Consider the following 20,593-nt stretch of genomic DNA (forward strand, 5'->3'; position numbering starts at 1 on the left):
CAAGAATACCTTTCACTTAATGCTTTTGTCAGGCGCTACCGGCTCTTCGGTGCGCCGGATATTGGCCATGAAGCTGTCGGCTGGCAACGGGTGCCCCAACAAGAAACCTTGCAAGGCGTCACATCCCAGGCGGGTGAGGAAGTCCTGCTGCATATCGGTCTCCACGCCTTCAGCGACAATTCGCAGGCCCAGGGCCTGGCCCAGGGCCACGATGGCCGAGACGATGGCCGCGTCGTCGCTGTCGTGTTCCAGATCACGCACAAAACCACGGTCGATCTTCAACTCGTTGGCCGGCAGGCGCTTGAGGTACATCAGGCTGGAGTAACCGGTGCCAAAGTCATCGATGGACAGGTCCACGCCCATATCCGAGAGCTGCTGCAACACCGTCATGCTCGCGTCGGCATCGCTCATGGCGGTGGTCTCGGTGATTTCCAGCGTGAGGCTGTTGGCCGGCAATTGATGACGCTCCAGCGCGGCCGCTACGCTATTGACCAAGCCGGCGTGGCAGAACTGCAACGCCGACAGGTTGACGGCGATGCGCCAGCTCTCATAACCCTGGGCGTACCACAGGCGCATCTGGCGACAGGCTTCATCGAGTACCCACTCGCCGATGGGAATGATCAGCCCGGTTTTCTCCGCCAATGCGATAAACGTAGCGGGCATCAGCAAGCCCTGTTGCGGATGCTCCCAGCGCAACAGCGCCTCGGCCCCTACGGCAAGACCACTGACGGCGTCGAACTTGGGTTGGTAATGCAAACGAAACTGCCCCTGCTCCAGGGCATTGCGCAGATCCTGCAGCAATTGCAGTTGTTTGCGCGCATTGGTGTTCATCGACACATCGAAGAAGCTGTAGCCGTTCTTGCCCATGCCCTTGGCGTGATACATCGCCGCGTCGGCGTTCATCAGCAGTTCCTGGGGGTTATTACCGTTGCCCGGGAACATGGCGATACCGATGCTCGCCGAAATCTGCAACTCATGTTCGGCCACCGTGAAGGTGCGATTGATCAGGCTCACCTGGCGCTCGGCCAAGCCCATGGCATCGTCGGGCTGGGTGAGCTGCACCAGCAACACAAACTCATCACCGCCGATGCGGGCCAGGGTGTCCTGGCTGCGCAAATCCTCGCGCAAGCGCAAGCCGACCTCGCGCAGCAACTGGTCGCCCAGGTGATGGCCAAAGGCATCGTTGACCGGCTTGAAACCATCCAGGTCGATAAACATCAAGGCAAAGCAACCGCCCCGCTCGTTCACCGCCTGGATGCCTTGTTGAATGCGATCAGCCAACAACGTGCGATTGGGCAGGCCGGTGAGCATGTCATGCAGGGCCAGGTGGGTAAGTTCCTGATTGGCCAGGGTCAGGGAATCGGCGAGTACGGCGGTGCGCGCTTCCAGCCGCGCATCCAGCACCGAGGTCAAGAGCGCAATGACCAGCACCGCCAGCGAAGTGACCAAGACCAGGTTATCCAGGCCCTTGCCGCTCAAGCCGGTCAAGGCGGCGCCGCAGAAGCTGCCATCGGCAAAGCGCGCCGCAGCCATCCCGGTGTAGTGCATCCCCACGATAGCCACGCCCATCACCACGGCGGCGCCACCCCGTGCCAGCCGTACAAAAGGTGTGTTGCGCCGTAGGTTGAAGGCAATCCACAGGGCGGCGCCGGACGCCACCACCGCGATCACCAACGAAGCGCCGAACAAGGTCGGGTCGTAATCAATGCCGGGTGTCATGCGCATCGCGGCCATGCCGGTGTAGTGCATGCTGGCGATACCGGCGCCCATCACCAGCGAGCCAAATGCCAGTTGCCAGGCCGGTAAGCGTGGCTGGCTGACCAGCCATAACGCAAACCCGCTGGATAACACGGCGATCAACAGCGAAAACAGGGTAATGGCTACGTCAAAGCCCAGGGCAAACGGCAGGCGCAGGGCCAGCATCCCGATAAAGTGCATGGACCAGATGCCGATGCCCATCGCCACTGCGCCGCCAGTAATCCATAGGTAAACAGCCCGCCCCTTGGCGGTTGCGATACGCCCGGCAAGGTCCAAGGCGGTGTAGGACGCCAGGATGGCCACGCACAGGGAAATCACGACAAGGGAGGTTGAATAGCTACCGATCAGCATGGGACGTCTCGCAGGCGACCGGCGCAAAGCCCGTGCCGGGTGGCAAATCGGGCGATTGTAGCGAGTATGAATCCGAGGCAGGTGATTAATTGATCCGTTAGCCATTACGCAGTTTTTGGCGTCAATCGGCTGGCTTCAGCAGGTGTTTTCAACGACGTCACGGACATCAAAATGCGGGGTTTGCGCAAATCCCCTGTGGGAGCGGGCTTGCCCGCGAAAGCGGTGTGTCAGTCACCCCATCTGCTACTGCACTAACGCTTTCGCAGGCAAGCCAGCTCCCACAGGGAGCTGTGCTTAACTGACTGACATTGGGGCAAGCCCACACATTGGGTCTTGCTCCCACAGAATGCGCGGCGCACCCGGTTATTCCTTTTCAGCCAGGGAGGTCTGGCCGTCCCAACCTCCGCCCAAGGCGGCGATCAATTGCACACTGGCCACCAGCCGCGATTGCAGCAAGGTCAACACGGTGCGCTCGTTGCTCAGGGCCGTCGCCTGCACCGTGACCACATCCAGATAGGCAATCAACCCGGCCTTGTATTGGTTTTCGGTCAAGCGCAAGGATTCACGCGCCGCTTCCAGCGCTTCATTGCTGACCACCGCCTCATCGGCGAGCACCTTGAGCTGGACCATGTAGTTTTCCACCTCACGAAAACCGTCCAGCACGGTCTGGCGGTACTTGGCCACGGTCTCGTCATAGCTGGCCACGGTACGGTCAACTTCCGCCGAGCGCTGGCCGCCATCGAACAGGGTCATGGCCAGTTTCGGCCCCACCGACCAGAAGCGGTTCGGCAGGCTGATCCAATCTTCATAGGTACTGCTGGAGTAGCCCCCCGCCAAGCTCAAGGTCAGGTCAGGGTAATAGGCCGCCTTGGCCACGCCAATATTGGCGTTGGCGGCGATCACCGAGCGTTCGGCCGAGGCGATATCGGGGCGACGCTCCAGCAATTGGGACGGCAGGCTCACCGGTATCTGCGGCAGGGCCGGGATGTCTTTGCTCACCGCCAAGTTGAAGTTGGCTGGCGCCTCGCCGATCAACACCGCAATGGCGTTTTCCAGCTGGGCGCGCTGCCAGATCAGGTCAATCAGGCTGGCCTGGGTGGTCTTGAGCTGAGTTTGCGCCTGGGCGATGGCATCCTTGCCGGCCACACCGGCACGGTACTGGTTTTCGGTCATTTTCAACGAGCGCTGGTAGGTGTCCAACGTGGCTTGCAGCAGGCGCGTCTGCTCGTCCATGACCCGCAATTGCAGGTAGCTTTGCACCAGTTCCGACTGTTGGCTCAGGCGCATTGCGGCCAGGTCGGCCGAGCTTGCCTCGGCGCTGGCTTCGTTGGCCTCCAGGCCACGGCGCAATTTGCCCCAGATATCGGCTTCCCAACTCACGCCTAACTGGGCGTTAAGGGTGTCGCGAATTCCGCTACTGGAACTGCTGAGACTGGCACTGCTGCTGCCGGTGCCCTGGCTGGCGCGGGTTTTGCCAACGCTCAGGTCAACGCTGGGGTAAAACGCCCCGCGTGAGCTGCGCACCAGGGCCTTTGCCTGACGAAAACGCGCTTCGGCCTGGGCGACGGTCTGGTTGGAGGCGTTGAGGCGCACCACCAGGTCGTTGAGTTGACGGTCACCGTACAGCTCCCACCAGGCGCCGCGGGCCAGGGAGTCGCTGGGGTTGGCCTGGCGCCAGCCCTGGGCCTCCTTGAATTGCACCGGCTCGATGACCTCCGGGCGTTTGTAGTCAGGGCCAATGGCGCAGGCGCTGAGCAACATAGCCAGGCCCACTGTAGGAGCGAGCTTGCTCGCGAACGCCGTCAACGATAACGCGCTCATTCTTGATGAGCGCGGCGCATGGGCGTTCTTCGCGAGCAAGCTCGCTCCTACAGGGGTTGCAGGGGCGTTGGTTGGGTCGGTCATAGCGCAGTGTCCAGGGCAGCATCGGTACGCACGCCGCGCCAGGCGTTGAAGCGGTGGCGCGCGCGGTCCAGGTAAAGGTAAACCACCGGGGTGGTGTAAAGGGTCAGGATCTGGCTGAACACCAGGCCGCCAATGATGGTCAGGCCCAGCGGGTGACGCATTTCCGCGCCGTCGCCGCTGCCGAGCAGCAACGGCAAGGCACCGAGGATCGCGGCCAGGGTCGTCATCAGGATCGGCCGCAGCCGCAACAGGCAAGCACTGCGGATCGACTCCAGCGGGCTCATGCCGTCGTTGCGTTCCAGTTGCAGCGCTAGGTCGATCATCAGGATCGCGTTTTTCTTCACCACGCCGATCAACAGGAACAAGCCCAGCAAGGAGATCAGGCTGAACTCGCCGCCCAGCAAGTAGATCGCCAACAACGCACCGACACCGGCCGACGGCAACGTAGACAAGATGGTCAGCGGGTGAATGTAGCTTTCATACAAAATACCCAGCACCAGGTACACCGCCACCAGCGCGCCGAGAATCATGAACGGCTGGCCTTTCTGGGTCGCGGCGAACGCATCGGCAGTGCCTGCCATCTTGGCGATCACGTCTTCGGGCAGCCCGACCTTGGCAATCGCACGCTCGATGGCCGCCGTGCCCTGCTCCACCGTGACCCCGGGCGCCATGTCGAAGGCGATATTCTCCGAAGCAAACTGGCCTTCATGGCTGACGCGGTCGTCGGCCAGGCTGTTCTCATAATGGGCAATGGTCGACAACGGCACCCGTGCGCCGTCGGCGGTGATCACCTGCATCTGGTTGAGGGTGATCGGGTCCTGGGCGTATTTGGGGTTGACCTCCATCACCACCTGGTACTGGTTGAGGCTGTCGTAGATGGTGGAAATCTGCCGCTGGCTGTAAGCGTTGTTGAGCACCGCCGTGACCATGTCCATGTCGATACCCAGGCGCTTGGCCTGGTCGCGGTCGACAATCAGCGTGACCTGGGCCGCGCCCCGGCCTTCGCGGGCGTCGATGGCGGTCAGCTCTGGCAATTCACGCATGGCTGCCACCACTTTCGGGTACCACAGGCGCAGCGCGGCCAAGTCACCGCTTTGCAGGATGTAGGAATACTGCGCGCTGGTCTGGTCGCGGCTGCCACCAAATTGCAGGTCCTGGTCGGCCATCAGGAACAAACGCCCGCCCGGCACCAGCGGTACCTCTTTGCGCAGGCGCTCGATCACTGCCTGGGCGGAGATCTTGCGTTCACTGATCGGCTTGAGGCGCACCAGCATCACCGCGTTGTTGGTGCCGTTATTACCGCCGATAAAACCGGCCACGCTGAGCACCGCCGGGTCCTTGAGCACCGCCTGGCGAAAGATCTCCATCTTGGGCTGCATCACGCTGAACGACAGGCCATCGTCACCGCGCACAAAACCGATCAACTGGCCGGTGTCCTGCTGGGGCATGAAGGTTTTGGGCACCACCACGTACAGCGCGATATTCACGCCCACGGTGACCAACAGGCTGAGCAAGGTCAGGCGCCGATGGCGCAGCACCCAGTCCAGGCTGGTGGCGTAGCCGGCGACCATACGGTCGTTGACCTTCTGGCTCCAGCGCTGCAAACCGGTCTGCCGGTCCTTCACATGCGGCTTCAACCAGCGGGCGCACAGCATGGGCGTCAGGGTCAGCGAAACAATCAGCGAGACGATGATCGCCGCCGACAAGGTGATGGAAAACTCACGGAACAGGTTGGTGACGATCCCGCCCATGAACAGAATGGACAGGAACACCGCCACCAGCGACACGTTCATTGACAGCAAGGTAAAGCCGACTTCCTGGGCGCCCAGGTAGGCGGCTTTCATCGGTGGCACGCCCTCGTCGATGTGCCGGGAAATGTTCTCCAGCACCACGATGGCATCGTCCACCACCAGCCCGGTGGCGAGGATCAGCGCCATCAGCGAAAAGTTGTTCAGCGAAAAACCGTACAGGTACATCACCGCAAAAGTGCCCACCAACGACACCGGCACCGCCAGGGTCGGGATCAGCGAAGCACGGAAGTTACCCAAGAACAGGTACACCACCAGGATCACCAGCCCCACGGCAATCAGCAGGGTCATTTCCGCTTCATGCAGGGTGGCGGTGATCACGGGCGAGCGGTCCATGGCCAGGCTGAGCTTGACGCTGGACGGCAACACCGCCTGCAACGCCGGCAACTGCGCCTTGATCTGCCGTACGGTTTCGATGATGTTGGCGCCGGACTGGCGGTTGATCACCAGCAACACCGCCGAATCATTGTTGAAGAAGCCGCTGTTGTAGCGGTCTTCAACGCCATCAGTGATCTTCGCCACGTCCTTGAGGCGCAGGGCGGCGCCGTCTTGGTAGCGAATCAGCAGGGGCTCATAGTCCTTGGCTTTTTCCAACTGATCGTTGGCCTGGATCTGCCAGTTGCGCTCGCTGTCTTCCAGGGAGCCTTTGGGCCGGCGCTGGTTGGCGTTGGCGATGGTGTTGCGCACATCGTCCAGGGCGACGCCGTACTGATCGAGGGCCTTGGGTTCCAGCTCGATGCGCACCGCCGGCAGCGAACTGCCGCCGATCTGCACTTCGCCCACGCCCGGCACCTGGGACAGGCTCTGGGACAGGATGGTCGAGGCCAGGTCATACAACTGCCCTTTCTGCAGCACGTCGGAGGTCAGCGACAGCACCATGATCGGCGCCTGGGACGGGTTGATCTTCTTGTAGGTGGGCATGCTGCGCATGCCGCTGGGCAGCAGGTTGCGCGATGCGTTGATGGCCGCCTGCACTTCCCGCGCCGCGCCGTTGATGTCGCGGTCGGAATCGAACGCCAGAATCACCCGGGTAGAGCCCTGGCTCGAGGAACTGCTCATGGTGGTGATACCGGCAATCGCGCCGAATGAGCGCTCCAGCGGCGTGGCCACCGTGGAAGCCATCACCTCGGGGCTGGCACCGGGCAAGCTGGCCGACACCACAATCACCGGGAAGTCGATCTGCGGCAATGGCGACACCGGCAACAGGTTGAAGCTCACGCCACCGAGCAACATGATCGCCAGGCTCAGCAGCATGGTGGCTACCGGCCGGCGGATGAAAGGTCCGGACAGGTTCATGGCTCAACCGGCTCCAGGCGTTGCGGCTCTTTGCGCCAGCGCCGGCCAAGACGATCGAAGTACAGGTAGATCACCGGCGTGGTGAACAGCGTCAGCACCTGGCTTACCAGCAAGCCACCGACCATCACCAGGCCCAGGGGCTGGCGCAGTTCGGCGCCGGAGCCACTGGCGAGCATCAACGGCACCGCACCGAACAAGGCCGCCAGGGTGGTCATCAGGATCGGCCGGAAGCGCAACAGCGCGGCCTGGTAGATCGCCGTCTGTGGGTCCAGGCCCTGGTTGCGTTCGGCGTCGAGGGCGAAGTCGATCATCATGATCGCATTCTTTTTCACGATACCGATCAACAGGATGATGCCGATGATCGCGATCATGCCCAGGTCATTGCCGCTGAGCAGCAACGCCAGCAAGGCCCCCACTGCCGCCGACGGCAAGGTCGAGAGGATAGTGATCGGGTGGATATAGCTCTCATAGAGCACACCGAGCACGATGTACATGGTGACCACCGCCGCCAGGATCAACAGCAAGGTGCTCGACAACGAGGCTTCGAACGCCTGGGCCGCCCCCTGGAACTGGGTTTGCACGCCCACCGGCATGCCGATGTCCTTCTGGGTCTGGTTGATCAGCTCCACGCCTTTGCCCAGCGCCACGCCGGGCGCCAGGTTGAACGACATCATCACCGCCGGGAACTGGCCGATATGGGCAATCGCCAATTGCGCCTGGCGCTGTTCCACATGGGCCAGGCTCGACAGGCGTACCTGGCCACCGTCGGTGGTTTTCACATGGATCTGGTTGAGGGCCGCCGGGCCGAGGGTTTCGCCGGACTGGGCCTGCAACACCACCCGGTACTGGCTGGCCTGGGTGTAGATGGTGGAGATCTGGCGCTGGCCGAAGGCGTCATACAGCGCATCGGTGATGGTCGAAACACTCACGCCCAGGCGCGAGGCCGCATCGCGATCAATCACCAGGTACACCTGCAAGCCCTTGTCCTGCAGGTCACTGGCGACGTCGGTGAGTTCCGGCAACTGGCTGAGGGCGTGCACCAGCTTGCCGCTCCACAATGCCAACAACTCGGCGTCCGGCGAGGACATGCTGAACTGGTACTGGGTACGGCTGACCCGGTCCTCGATGGTGAGGTCCTGCACCGGCTGCATGAACAGGCGGATGCCCACCAGCTTGTCGATCTGCGGTTGCAGGCGGGTGATCACCTGGGCGGCGCTCAAGTCGCGCTGGCCGTGGGCCTTGAGGTTGATCAGCAAGCGGCCGCTGTTGAGGGTGGCGTTATCGCCGTCCACACCAATGTAGGACGACAGGCTCTCGACCGCAGGGTCGGCGAGGATGATCTTCGCCAACTCCTGCTGGCGTTGGCTCATGGCCGCAAAGGAAATCGACTGCGGCGCTTCGGAAATGCCCTGGATCACCCCGGTGTCCTGCACCGGGAAAAAGCCCTTGGGCACCACCAGGTACAGCACCACCGTAAGGCCCAGGGTGGCGATGGCCACCAGCAACGTCAGCGGCTGGTGCTTGAGCACCCATTGCAGCTTGCGGCCGTAGGCTTCAATCAGCCAATCAATCCAGGCGCCGCTGGCTTTGTAGAAGCGGCCCTGCTCTTCTTCCTTGGGTTCGCGCTTGAGCAGGCGCGCGCACATCATGGGCGTGAGGGTCAGGGACACTACCAGGGAAATCAGGATCGCCACTGCCAGGGTGATAGCAAATTCGCGGAACAGCCGCCCGACCACATCAGCCATGAACAGCAGCGGGATCAACACCGCAATCAGCGACAAGGTCAGGGATATCAGGGTGAAACCGATCTGCTTGGCGCCCTTGAGCGCGGCCGCCATCGGCGTCTCGCCTTCCTCGATATAGCGCGAGATGTTTTCCAGCATCACGATGGCGTCGTCCACCACAAACCCGGTGGCGATGGTCAGGGCCATCAGTGTCAGGTTATTGATGGAGAATCCGGCCAGGTACATCACGCCAAAGGTGCCCACCAGGGACAGCGGCACGGCGATGGACGGAATGATCGTGGCGCTGACGCGGCGCAGGAACAGGAACGTCACCATCACCACCAGGGCAATGGCGATCAGCAATTCGTGCTGCACGTCTTTGACCGAGGCGCGGATGGTCTGGGTGCGGTCGGTGAGCACCGTCACGTCCAGGCCGGCCGGCAGGTTGTCGGTGATGCTGGGCAGCAGGGCCTTGATGCGGTCCACCACCTCGATCACGTTGGCGCCTGGCTGGCGCTGGATATTGAGCAGCACGGCCTGGTTCTCGTTGGCCCAGGCGGCAAGACGTTCGTTTTCGGCACCGTCGACGATCTGCGCCACATCCTTGAGCCGCAGCGGCGCACCATTGTTGTAGGCCAGGATCAGTTCGGCATATTGCTCAGGCGAAACCAACTGGTCGTTGGCATCGAGCATCGACACGCGGGTGGGGCCGTCAAAGTTACCCTTGGGCTGGTTGACGTTGGAGGCGGCGATCAGGGCGCGCACGTCCGAGAGATTCAAGCCATTGGCCGCCAGGGCCTCGGGGTTGACCTTGATGCGCACGGCCTGGCGCTGACCACCGGCGATGCTGACCATGCCGACGCCGCTGATCTGCGCGATTTTCTGCGCCATGCGCGTGTCGACCAAGTCATTGAGCTTGGGCAACAACATGGTCTTGGAGGTGATTGCCAGGGTCAGCACCGGGGTATCCGCCGGGTTGACCTTGTTGTACACCGGCGGCGCCGGCAAATCCTTGGGCAGCAGGTTGGTGGCGGCGTTGATCGCAGCCTGCACCTGTTGCTCGGCGACATCCATATTGATGTCGAGGTTGAAACGCAGGGTCAGTACCGAGGCACCGCCGGAGCTGGTAGACGCCATCTGGGTCAGCCCGGGCATCTGCCCGAACTGACGCTCCAGCGGTGCGGTGACCGCGCTGGTCATCACATCGGGGCTGGCGCCGGGGTACAGGGTCATCACCCGGATGGTCGGGTAATCCACCTGGGGCAACGCCGATACCGGCAGCAGGCGGTACGAAATGATGCCGGCCAGGACAATGGCCAGCATGCTCAGCGTGGTGGCGACCGGGCGAAGGATGAACAGGCGCGACAGGTTCATGAACCGACCTTTTGCGCCTTGCCGGCGTCAGCACCGGTCTCCCCTTTCGCTGCGGGCTTGCCTTGCAGGTGTTCGGTCGGGGTGGTCGGCACCTCGCTGCTGGCGTTGACCACTTCGATCTCGCTGCCGTCCTTGAGGCGGTCGGTGCCTTCCAGCACCACGCGGTCGCCAGCGGCCAGGCCTTCCTTGATCACGGTGTTTTCGCCGTCGGTGTCGCCCACCACCAGCGGCTGGACCTTGACCTTCTTGTCGCCGTCGAGCTTGTAGACAAAGGTGCCATTGTTGCCGAACTGGATCGCCGCGGAGGGCGCCAGCACTACGTTGTTCAAGGTGTCGGCCAGCAGGTGCACATTGACGAACTGGTTGGGGAACAGCGCCTGGTCCTTGTTATCGAAACGCGCCTTGAATTTCAGCGTGCCGGTAGTCACGTCAATCTGGTTGTCCAGGCTTTGCAGTACACCGACCGCCTGTTTTTTCACGTCGCTACGGTCCCAGGCTTCCACGGGCAACTTGTTGCCTGCGTGATAACGGGCCAACACGGTTTCCAGGGTATTTTCCGGCAGGGTGAAGGCCACGCTGATCGGCTGGGTCTGGGTGATCACCGCCAGGGCGGTGGTGTCGTTGGCGGCGACGAGGTTGCCGACGTCAAGCTGGCGCAAACCGACGCGGCCACTGATGGGCGCGCGGATCTTGGTGAATTCCAGGTTGAGCTTGGCGTCGTCCACCGCGCCCTGGTTGGTCTTGACCGTGCCCTGGTATTGCAGAACCAGCGCTTCGGCGGTGTCCAGAGTTTGCTTGGCGATACTGTCCTGGGCGTACAGGTCGCGGTAACGCTGTACATCGACCTGGGCGTTCTTCAACTGGGCCTGGTTCTGCAGCAAGGTGCCCTGGGCCTGGAGCAAAGCGTTCTGGTAGCTGCGCGGGTCGATTTCTGCCAGCAGGTCGCCGGCCTTGACCATCTGCCCTTCCTCGAAGGCGATCTTGACCAGCTCACCGCCCACCCGGCTGCGCACATTAATGGTGTTCAGCGCCGTGACCGTACCCAGGGCCTTGTAGTACACCGGAAATTCCCCCAGCACCGCCGGCGCCACACGCACCGGTACCGGCCCGGTGGAACCACCGAAGCCCGGGCGCGCCATGCCGGTCTTGCCCGTGTGCCCCGCCGGAGCATCTTTATGGGCTGCGCCACTGGGCCAGAATTTCCAGCACAGGCCGGCGATAACCAGCAGCACGAGCAGGCCAAACAGCCAGCGGCGGGAGTTGCGGGAGGAGGATTGCATGGAGTGATCAACCATTGGGGGTGAGAGCTTCTTCTTCGGGAGGCTGAAAGATAAGCACTGGGGTGCGTTTAGAAAAGCACCTTTACCGGCTATTTACCTTAGGCTTACAACGTTTAACTTTTTGATCTTAGTCCACCGGCTATTTCGCTAAGCCGCTGACGCTCAAATAAAAACGGCCTGGACTAGGCCAGGCCGCGATCATGCATCATACGTGTTACTGCCAAACGACAGTCATACGTAGAAACAGTTACTTCAACACAGCCAGGGCGGCGTCGTAGTTTGGCTCTTCAGCGATTTCCTTGACCAACTCGCTGTGCAGCACGTTGTCGTTTTCGTCCAGCACCACGACAGCGCGAGCGGTCAGGCCCTGCAGCGGGCCGTCAGCGATGGAAACACCATAGTCAACGGCGAAGTCGGCGTTGCGGAAATCCGACAGGTTCTTAACGTTTTCCAGGCCTTCGGAACCACAGAAACGCGCTTGGGCGAATGGCAGGTCGGAGGAGATGCACAGCACCACGGTGTTGGCCACATCGTTGGCCTGGGCGTTGAACTTGCGCACCGAAGTGGCACAGGTTGGGGTGTCAACGCTTGGGAAGATGTTCAGCACTTTGCGCTTGCCGGCAAAGGTAGCCAGGGTGGCGTTGGACAGATCGCCGGCGGTCAGGGTGAAGTCTGCAGCTTTGGCGCCGACTTTCGGCAGTTCGCCTTCAACCTGGACCGGGTTGCCTTTAAGGGTGACTTGAGCCATGAACGGAATCCTTATGCTGGGTTTGGTTAAACGAATTCGAGAGGCGGAAGTTAACCACAAAGTGCCGAAGCTACCTACCGCCAGACACAAATTGTCATGTCCTCACGCATGATCAATACCGACACCGTCTGGAATCGGGCGCGAACACGTGCTTACCCGCCGAAATTGCGCTGATTTAGATTCAGTTCGATAGACAGGAAATGCCGGGCACCGGAGGTGCCCGGCAAGACGTTGGCGCTCGCGAGCTAGATGCTTACGGCATGCGTCGCTATTGCCCGATCATCGGGTCCGGACATATCAAAGATAAACTCTGCCCTGAACGTTACCGTCTGAGTCCCGCTCGGAATCGCTACTGACTTGTAGTTTGACCAAGTATGCCACTGCCCATCCTGCTTACGGTCATCGGGCGAGTCCAGGTCCCATACCGTGTTGTTGCCGACCTTGACCTCGTAATTAATATTGGCTTTGTTACGTGAACTATCGCCGCTGATCATGTACTCCTCGGTGGTCAACGTCAGCGTGTTACCTGAGCGCTGAAACCTGATACGCAAATTGCCGCTATAGCCGGTAACACCCCTTGTCAATGTGACGTTATGCCAATCAGCTTTAACCGCGTTCCCCTTGTTGGTTTGTTCATGGTCATCCATGGTAGGCACCTCCTAAAAACGATTTGATGAGTTTCCGACCGCCCTACATCCGGAAAGCTGTAGCGAACCTAACACCCTGCACAAGCCGCGATAACTGTGAACGTTGACAGGCCACAAGCTCATTTCGCAATTAAAAACCACGCATTAATCAGCATTTGCTCGCAAGGCTTGTTGCGACGCAAAAGTATGATTTAATCATTCGCTTTTTAAGGCCCGCCGACGGCACGAAGGACTCATTTCATGCATCAACCCGCCACCAAAGTCCTGGTCATTGGCTACGTCTGGCCCGAGCCCCGCTCCTCGGCAGCGGGCGGGCATATGATGCAAATCCTTGAGAGCTTTCTTACGCAAGGTTGGGACATTACCTTCAGCAGCCCCGCCACCATTGGCGAGCACAAGGCCGACCTGCCCGCACTCGGAATCGCCGAACGCGCCATCGAACTGAATAACAGCAGTTTCGATGACTTTGTCCGCGAACTGGCCCCGGACATCGTATTGTTCGACCGTTTCATGATGGAGGAGCAATTCGGCTGGCGCGTGGAACAATGCTGCCCCGACGCCCTGCGGGTGCTGGAGACCTCCGACCTGCAAAGCCTGCGGGACGCTCGCCACCAGCGTTTCAAGGAGCAGGTGAAAGCCAACCCCGACAGCGACGACTTCAGCGCCCTGTTCGCGCCGGCATTGGAGGACGAGTTCCAGCGCATGGCCGATACCGACTTGGCCAAACGCGAAATCGCCGCCATCTACCGCTGTGACATCAGCCTGATGATCTCCGACGTGGAAATCCGCCTGCTCACCGAACAGTTCAAGGTGCCGGCCGCCCTGCTCCACTGGTGCCCGTTGATGCTGCAACCGCCCACCGACGCATTTGCGCCCTTTGAAGACCGTGCGCATTTCCTCAGCATCGGTAACTTCCGCCACGCGCCCAACTGGGATGCGGTGCTTTGGATGAAGCACAGCCTGTGGCCGCTGATTCGCCAACAACTGCCGGGCGCGCAGTTGCACATCTACGGTGCCTACACGCCGCCCAAGGCCACGGCCCTGCACAACCCGGCGCAGGGTTTCCATGTGATGAACTGGGCCGAAGATGCGCTGCAAGTCATGACGGCCGCGCGTATCTGCCTGGCACCACTGCGCTTTGGCGCCGGCATCAAGGGCAAGTTGGTGGACGCCATGCTGTGCGGCACGCCCAATGTCACCACCCCCATCGGTGCCGAGGCCATGGGCGATGACCAACCCTGGCCCGGCGTAATCGCACAGGACGCCCCGGCCCTGGCCGCCGCTGCCGTGGCCCTTTACCAAAGCCGCGAGCGCTGGACCCAGGCCCAGGAACAAGGGCGCCAACTGCTGGCCCGGCGCTATGACCAGGACGTGCACGGGCCCGCCTTGGTGGAATGCCTGGAACGTTGCCGCAGCAACCTTGCGGCCCATCGCCGGGACAACTTCACCGGCAGCATGCTGCGCCACCACGCGCATAAAAGTACCCAGTACATGTCCCAGTGGATCGAGGCCAAAAACCGCACCCTATAAACACTGGCGCTGGCGAGGTCGCGCGCGACGGGGCATTATCCTACGCAGCAACCACAATAAAGCGACGGCAGCATGACCCGAGCAACGCGCATCACCGACCCTTCCTACGAGTTGATGGACGACCACAACGGCCTGTCCATCATTTATCGCCAGCACGGCTTCCCCTGCCCCCTGGTGCGCTGGCATTTCCACAAGGAATACGAACTGCACCTGATCGTCGCCAGCTCCGGCAAGGTGTTTATCGGCGACTACATCGGCAACTTCTACCCCGAAAGCCTGTTCCTCACGGGCCCCAACCTGCCGCATAACTGGATCAGCCAGGTGGAAGAAGACGAAATCGTGCCCAAGCGCGACATGCTGGTGAACTTCACCGATGAATTGTTCGAACACGGCAGCCACATCTTCACCGAACTCAAAAGCCTGGCGCCGCTGCTTGAACGTGCGCAATACGGCATCGAATTTCGCTGCAAAAAAACCATCGCCCACGCCATGACCCTGATGCAACGTATCGAAGACGCCCAAGGCATGGCACGCCTGGGGCACTTCTTCATCCTGCTGGAAGTATTAAGCGCCTGTGAGGACTACCAGTTACTGTCCGGCGTCACCACGCCACAGCAAGCCGACGAACACAGCATCGACCGCACCAACCGCGCGGTGGACTACATCTTTGCCCACTACGCCCGGGAGCTGCCGCTGGAAGAAGTGGCGGAGTACCTGGGGATGAAGCCAACGTATTTTTCCAGGGTGTTCAAACAGGCGACCGGGCGCACTTTTATTGAATTCGTCAATCGGCTGCGCATCAGCAAGTCCTGTGAATTGCTGGCCGATGGGGACAAGGCGGTGACGGATGTGTGCTTTGAGTCGGGGTTCAATAATATTTCCAACTTCAATCGGCGGTTTCAGCAGCTTAAGGGGATGACGCCGTCTCACTATCGGCGGTTGGCGGTGCAGCGGTTGACGGAGCAAAATCTGGCTTAAGCGGGGCATCCACTGGTCAGAACTGTCGATTCTGACAGTGTCGTACAGCCAGGAGGTTAGCCATGCTGGGGTTCTGGCATCCGAGCGGAATTCGCCATGAAAAAGTCGACGACTGTTTTTGCTATCAACGAATCCACACGTTTCGATATCCCAGGGGACACTTGGAGCTGGACCGGTGAGGGCGAGATATATGAGGACGATTACGACAATCAATACCGCTGGTTCTCCAGAGCGGTAGCCAGAGATTGGGGCCGGGCATTGACCGGACTTGAAGACATTCAGTTGACCATTCGGCTACGTGGCGAGCAAACGGGCGAAACACTCATTGCCACTCATCCGGGAGGCTCGGAAGAACTGCATAATATAACGCCTGGAAAGCCTGCCCTTTACCGGTTCTACCTCCGGTCCACAGTGACCGGCGAAGTTTCAGTGCGCCTTAATTTCAAATCCAACCGGATCATGGTGATCGATACGATCAATGTGATAGGGCCGGTCAGTCCGTGGCGCCGTATACTTGGACGTTTTTTCCGCTTGTTCAACAGTCATAAGGCATAAAGGGGGCGCATTTATTTCGGCTTAAATAAATGCGTGCCCTTTTTCAGTATTCCACGCTTTTCTACGTTAAAGATAAATTTTGCTGCTGTACTAAGGATGACCTCGGTTGATTAACGAAAAAACCAACGTTTTAATCTGCATTGTGGATGTGTACTGAAAGGACACTTTCAGATTTGGGAAGTTAATCTGATCCAGCGAATAAGTATCAAAGCCACCCAATACGGTATCCAAAGGCAGCTTCGTCAGGCCTTGTGATTCCATGGGCATACCGAAAGCTGCTCGCACCTCTGACTTGGATGCTAATAACGCGAAAGGCTTGGGAAGTTCACCCTTGTACTCTGTTGAACCTTCAACAGTAGAGCGCAGGGTGATAAAGAGTCGCTCGTACCTCCTCGTCTCAGCCCAGAAGCTTAACTCCAGGCCGTCAGCTGATTTTTTCAGCGATAACCAATCACGCCCGTTATAGAGCTCAGTGAGTGGCAGGTCTGGAATAATCCCATGAAAAATTAAATCCTCATAGAGCCATCCTAGATGTTTGATCCAACGCTCAATTGTCACGACGCCCATCAATACCATCCTTATTTTTGACTGTTATCGTCTATCTGAGAAAGAGCGAATTCTGTTCTTGGCCACACGTAAAATCATGGGAGACTTGCTGGAGCAAACAGCTAATTGCCACTGGCGATCATGTTGGCAATTCGACGCTCCATAGCTATAGCAAGCCTCTGTGAGAGCTCAATCGTGTCCGGAATCAATCAAAGAGAAACTGATATTGTTAACTCTAAGATTTTCCAGATAGCTGAGAGCTACCATCACGTTGGGATGTACCTTTTGGTCCAAGTAATATATGTCTGCTCCGCCCCGCACGCCCAATCCACCGGGCAGTTTTACGGAGGGCTTGGATTTAGTGGGCACACCTAAAACCTCACGTACGTATCGTTGATCCATATCTAACTTGAACGGTTGAGGTAATTGCCCGGCATAGACAGGCTGCCCGACTGTTTGAATCAGGACGATCATTACTTGTTCCAGCCGTTTTGTTTCTGCCCAGAACCATAATTTCACGCCGGGTTCTGGATTTTGAATCAGCTCCTCGTTATCAGACGTATCAAAGAGCCGCTTGAGCAGTAAATCCTGAATGAGCCCTTCGCTCACCAATTTTTGATAAGGAAAACCAAGCCCTCCAACTAAACGACTGATCGCACCGGCGCCCACCAGTACCCTCCTGAGTTTGGTTAATGTCATCGCTGCTGACGAGAGGCTCCAATACCGAACTCATCACCTGCACTTGATTAAAATCAAAGAAGCACTATCTGCGCTTGGCGTTGCAGCGGCTAACTGAGCAGAAACCGGCTCGAAACAAGTCAAACTAACTGGCTTATTCTCCGCTGCACAATGCAAAAGTTAGCGTTTCGACCATCATTTCGGCATTGTAGCTGAAACCTACACGGACGCCGGGATGGGTTTCTTGATGCAGTCGATATGCGTCCCATCCACCACTTTTTTTGCTACCACTACCGGGCAGTTTGCTAGGACCTATAGATTTATATGGCATACCTAGTTCGCTACGAACGCTGAACTGATTCATCTGGCTAACGAAGGGGGACGGTAGACCCCCTTTGTAAACGTGATCGTTTTCGTCGCGTTGAATAAGCGTTAATAATACCTTCTCAAATATCACATTTTTTTTGCAAACCAGAGCTCTACGCCTTCGACCGGAAACTGGACCCACTCTTCGTTTTCCGCGGTATCCAACAACGGCATCAATGAGCCTCTGAAAATCAAGCCCTCACTGATCAATTCGGCGTAAGTGCGTCCCAGCCGACTGATCAACTTGTTAATCGCTGCAGCATCCATTAATACCACCCTTGTTTCTGATTGATATCGTGCCGGCGAGAATGATCAACCTCTATGCCTTGGCGACTTGCTTGATCGAATGACTAATCTCCACAGGCGAACATTGTCTCCTATCGAGGATTAAGGACAGCACAGAGCAAGCGATCACCAGTTTGCAACTGGCGATCATATTGGCAGTTCACCTGCTCCATGCTTGAGGCAACACGCTTCTAATTTATCACCGAGAAACTGATATTGTTTACAGCATAGCTTTCAAGATAACCAATTATAACTTTTGCATTCGGATGCCATTCGTTGGACAACTTATATGCATCCCACCCTCCCCGTATACCCAGCCCCCCTGGAAGCCTGGCACGACCTCTCGAATCCATAGGTTCTCCCAAAGCACTACGCACACTTTGCTGATTAATCAACAGGGAAAATGGAGCGGGTAACCCTCCAGCATAAACCGGTTGCCCGACCGTCGGGATGAGTGTGATCAGAATCTGCTTCAGGGACTTGGTCCTGTCATTGAAGAGCAACTCCACTCCCTCTACTGGACGCATGGTCGGCCAATCGCTGTCCTCAAATGGCTTCATCAGCGGTTGATTGGGAACCTTCCCACTTGCTACAAGTTCGGTAAAACCGAGTCCTAAACTCTCCACCCACAACTTAATCGTTGGCGCGTCCATTAATACCACCCCATTTCTTTATTGATTTTATGCATCTTGGTCCGCGCATCTTCAAGGTCCGCTTCTTTGAACCCTTCCTCAAGCATGTAGGGCTTTATTGCATTAAAATTTCGCTCTACCGCACCTCGTAAATCAGCTGCATCCACCTGTCGTTTGAATTTTGTGTTTCTGCCTCCGAAGGTCTCACTGTATTTCTGATGAACACGAGATGGTATCGCGATGCTCACAGCGTTTTTCATTGCCTGCTTCCGATCAACTTCATCAAGATGCGGAAAATTTTCTACCAAGTAATACTCTAACGCCGCTTGGGAAGGCATGTGATCCAAGTGCATTCCTTCACGAGGCCGTCCACTGAACGCACCATAAATATCAACCTCCAACGGCCTGACCGCCGGCTTGGCAAACACCAAATACAACGGCGGCACACCCGAATCAGCCGGAAACGAAATGATCGTATCCTGCCAGGTGATGTTTTCTGCATCCCGCCCTGGATAGTGACTGATCGCCGAATCTTGCCCCACCGCAATCGGATGAACAAACACGTTATCCAAGCGTTCCGGTGTTCCGGGATACGGGCTCGGCACGCTGACAACCGGGCCATGGTTCGGCGTCCATGTGATGCTGATGCCATCCAGCACCGCCACCATCGCGCTTTTGTCCACATTCCACCGGGCTTGTGCAACCGGCACACGGTCAGCGCCACTGCCAGGATTGGTATGTATGCCATAAACACGCAGTTCACCGGACTCATCCTGGCGAAACTGGAAACGCACTCGCGTGCTGGCCAAACGCATCCCCTCCAACTGCTCCGGGGTGTACAGCGTTGAGTCACCGATATCCCGTGGCCAGAATGCCAGCAGCACGAGGTTGAGGGCGGAACTGGCGCCGGCCAAGCCTCGTACAGCCCAGGCACCGAGGTCGCTGCCGAGTGTGCCGGCTACCCTGCCGACGGCGCCCGTGCTACCGGTTGAAGCCATGAGGGCGGTGGTGCCGAAGTTTTTGGCGTTTTCCGGGGCGGTGCCCGCGGCCGTAGAACCGGCTGGCACCGAAAGGCAGGATTTGGCAAAAACGCAGGCATCAGCGGCACGATTCGACGCTGCGGGCGCGGCATAATTCGCAGGGGACGAGGCGGATGCAGTCGGCCTCATTACAATCGGGGTGACACGTTGAGGTTGGGGACCGAACTCCTGAGATTTGGAACTCTGATTGGCAATCAACTCCGGCGGCGGATCGCATTTGCAGATGCACAGATCACCCTCCAGTGCCGCTTGCTTGCCGTTCCACTCTTCGTGCAAATGAGGGCCGGTAAGCGCGATGAAGCCTTCAGTGCCGCATGCCGGACAAGCGACCCGGTCACCCTCCCTCGAGATCATTTCGCCGTTGAAACTGGTGCCCTCACAACCGCTGGTTACCTTGCCACCCACCGTGGTGGTTGAACCCGTGGTGATGTTGTAGCGCTTCACATCGGCTTCTCCACGCGGTCGTTGAGAGAGGCGTTGATTGGGCCGGTTACCTGCTGGATTTGCGTATCAGTGCTCTTCATGTTTTGTCCTTTTTCAGCGCGCAGGGGTGCTCAAACGCGGTCATGGCGTTGATGTGTGCAAAGGGAATAGCGCCGAACTGGCGCAAGAAAGATGTTGCTGGCCGGCGCTAAGCCAAACAACTGTCCGTTCGGCTAGGTATTGGGAAAAACAGAAACGTCTTACAAGGCTTTGAGGTTGCCCCTAGGACACTCCATCTCTAGTCTCCTTACACCGCTGCACACTCAGCGGTCGGGCGTCGCGGCCTGTATTTCTCCGGATTCTTTAATACATCTGCGGAGCTTGACCATGATCAAACCCACCTCAAATCCCTCGCTCGATCCAGCACCCAGCGTGCTATTCACCGTTAAAGACGGCATCTGCACCCAAGACCTGCTGGTCAACCTCAGCGAATCCCTCGCCTCTGCCCACGCCCTCACCTGCGATTTCGCCTTTGAACTCGACGGCTCGCGACGAGAAGGTGCGCTGGGTATTGCACAGTTGATCGAGGTGTCTCGGTTGTTGGCTGAACGTGTACTGGCTGATATTGAGCGTTAAACACTGCGCTGATCGTTCCCATGCTCCGCGTGG

The 20,593-nt window shown here is 58.8% G+C and carries 16 protein-coding genes; 4 read left to right on the forward strand and 12 right to left on the reverse strand.

The genetic code is table 11. The annotated features are described in order from the left end of the window. Positions 1-12 precede the first annotated feature (12 nt). The 7 genes from QK296_RS20525 to QK296_RS20555 all read right to left on the reverse strand — a co-directional run bounded on the left by QK296_RS20525 (position 13) and on the right by QK296_RS20555 (position 12,891). Positions 13-2,109, reverse strand: coding sequence for an EAL domain-containing protein (locus QK296_RS20525; RefSeq protein ID WP_282391242.1), 2,097 nt, complete (start codon positions 2,107-2,109; stop codon positions 13-15). 363 nt (positions 2,110-2,472) lie between these two features. Continuing rightward, the gene (locus QK296_RS20530; RefSeq protein WP_094775048.1) at positions 2,473-4,014 is read right to left on the reverse strand and encodes an efflux transporter outer membrane subunit; all 1,542 of its coding nucleotides are present in this window, start codon (positions 4,012-4,014) and stop codon (positions 2,473-2,475) included. Next, positions 4,011-7,118, reverse strand: a complete 3,108-nt coding sequence (locus QK296_RS20535) for an efflux RND transporter permease subunit (RefSeq protein ID WP_003190971.1) — start codon at positions 7,116-7,118, stop codon at positions 4,011-4,013. Before QK296_RS20535 ends, QK296_RS20530 begins: the two co-directional genes overlap by 4 nt. Next, entirely contained in the window at positions 7,115-10,216 is a 3,102-nt protein-coding gene (locus QK296_RS20540) for an MdtB/MuxB family multidrug efflux RND transporter permease subunit (protein ID WP_003190970.1), read from the reverse strand. Before QK296_RS20540 ends, QK296_RS20535 begins: the two co-directional genes overlap by 4 nt. Beyond that, positions 10,213-11,511, reverse strand: a complete 1,299-nt coding sequence (locus QK296_RS20545) for an MdtA/MuxA family multidrug efflux RND transporter periplasmic adaptor subunit (RefSeq protein ID WP_003190969.1) — start codon at positions 11,509-11,511, stop codon at positions 10,213-10,215. The genes QK296_RS20540 and QK296_RS20545 overlap by 4 nt, the downstream gene beginning before the upstream one ends. A 232-nt stretch (positions 11,512-11,743) precedes the next feature. Then, positions 11,744-12,244: a thiol peroxidase gene (gene tpx / locus QK296_RS20550; RefSeq protein WP_003190967.1), complete on the reverse strand. Its 501-nt coding sequence runs from the start codon at positions 12,242-12,244 to the stop codon at positions 11,744-11,746. A 245-nt stretch (positions 12,245-12,489) separates the two neighbouring features. Then, positions 12,490-12,891 (reverse strand): hypothetical protein, encoded by a 402-nt coding sequence (locus tag QK296_RS20555; RefSeq protein WP_032900599.1) that lies wholly within the window; start codon positions 12,889-12,891, stop codon positions 12,490-12,492. Positions 12,892-13,131: 240 nt separating this feature from the next. On the opposite strand from QK296_RS20555, the gene QK296_RS20560 reads away from it, so the two are divergent. The 3 genes from QK296_RS20560 (at position 13,132) to QK296_RS20570 (ending at position 15,954) form a co-directional block, all read left to right on the forward strand. Beyond that, positions 13,132-14,421 carry a glycosyltransferase gene (locus QK296_RS20560; protein WP_137203840.1) on the forward strand — a complete coding sequence of 430 codons (1,290 nt, stop codon included), beginning with the start codon at positions 13,132-13,134 and terminating at the stop codon, positions 14,419-14,421. Between the two features lie 72 nt (positions 14,422-14,493). Further along, positions 14,494-15,399, forward strand: coding sequence for an AraC family transcriptional regulator (locus tag QK296_RS20565; protein WP_094775050.1), 906 nt, complete (start codon positions 14,494-14,496; stop codon positions 15,397-15,399). Between the two features lie 96 nt (positions 15,400-15,495). Then, entirely contained in the window at positions 15,496-15,954 is a 459-nt protein-coding gene (locus QK296_RS20570) for a hypothetical protein (protein WP_032900598.1), read from the forward strand. 90 nt (positions 15,955-16,044) lie between these two features. On the opposite strand, the gene QK296_RS20575 is transcribed toward QK296_RS20570, so the two are convergent. The 5 genes from QK296_RS20575 to QK296_RS20595 all read right to left on the reverse strand — a co-directional run bounded on the left by QK296_RS20575 (position 16,045) and on the right by QK296_RS20595 (position 19,945). After that, entirely contained in the window at positions 16,045-16,521 is a 477-nt protein-coding gene (locus tag QK296_RS20575; RefSeq protein WP_032900597.1) for a DUF6392 family protein, read from the reverse strand. Between the two features lie 168 nt (positions 16,522-16,689). Continuing rightward, complete coding sequence (locus QK296_RS20580) at positions 16,690-17,169, reverse strand: DUF6392 family protein (protein WP_003190963.1); 480 nt, start codon at positions 17,167-17,169, stop codon at positions 16,690-16,692. A gap of 462 nt (positions 17,170-17,631) precedes the next feature. Next, positions 17,632-17,811, reverse strand: coding sequence for a hypothetical protein (locus tag QK296_RS20585; protein WP_050547337.1), 180 nt, complete (start codon positions 17,809-17,811; stop codon positions 17,632-17,634). Between the two features lie 209 nt (positions 17,812-18,020). Next, a complete protein-coding gene (locus QK296_RS20590; protein ID WP_032900596.1) occupies positions 18,021-18,482 on the reverse strand; it encodes a DUF6392 family protein in 462 nt (153 codons plus the stop codon). Beyond that, entirely contained in the window at positions 18,482-19,945 is a 1,464-nt protein-coding gene (locus QK296_RS20595) for an S-type pyocin domain-containing protein (RefSeq protein WP_192001812.1), read from the reverse strand. Before QK296_RS20595 ends, QK296_RS20590 begins: the two co-directional genes overlap by 1 nt. A 366-nt stretch (positions 19,946-20,311) precedes the next feature. Between QK296_RS20595 and QK296_RS20600 the strand changes: the two genes are divergently transcribed. Then, the gene (locus QK296_RS20600) at positions 20,312-20,560 is read left to right on the forward strand and encodes a DUF6124 family protein (protein WP_003190957.1); all 249 of its coding nucleotides are present in this window, start codon (positions 20,312-20,314) and stop codon (positions 20,558-20,560) included. Positions 20,561-20,593 lie beyond the last annotated feature (33 nt).

The organism is Pseudomonas sp. AL10 (genome assembly GCF_029960685.1).
Classification (GTDB): Bacteria; Pseudomonadota; Gammaproteobacteria; order Pseudomonadales; family Pseudomonadaceae; genus Aquipseudomonas; species Aquipseudomonas lactis.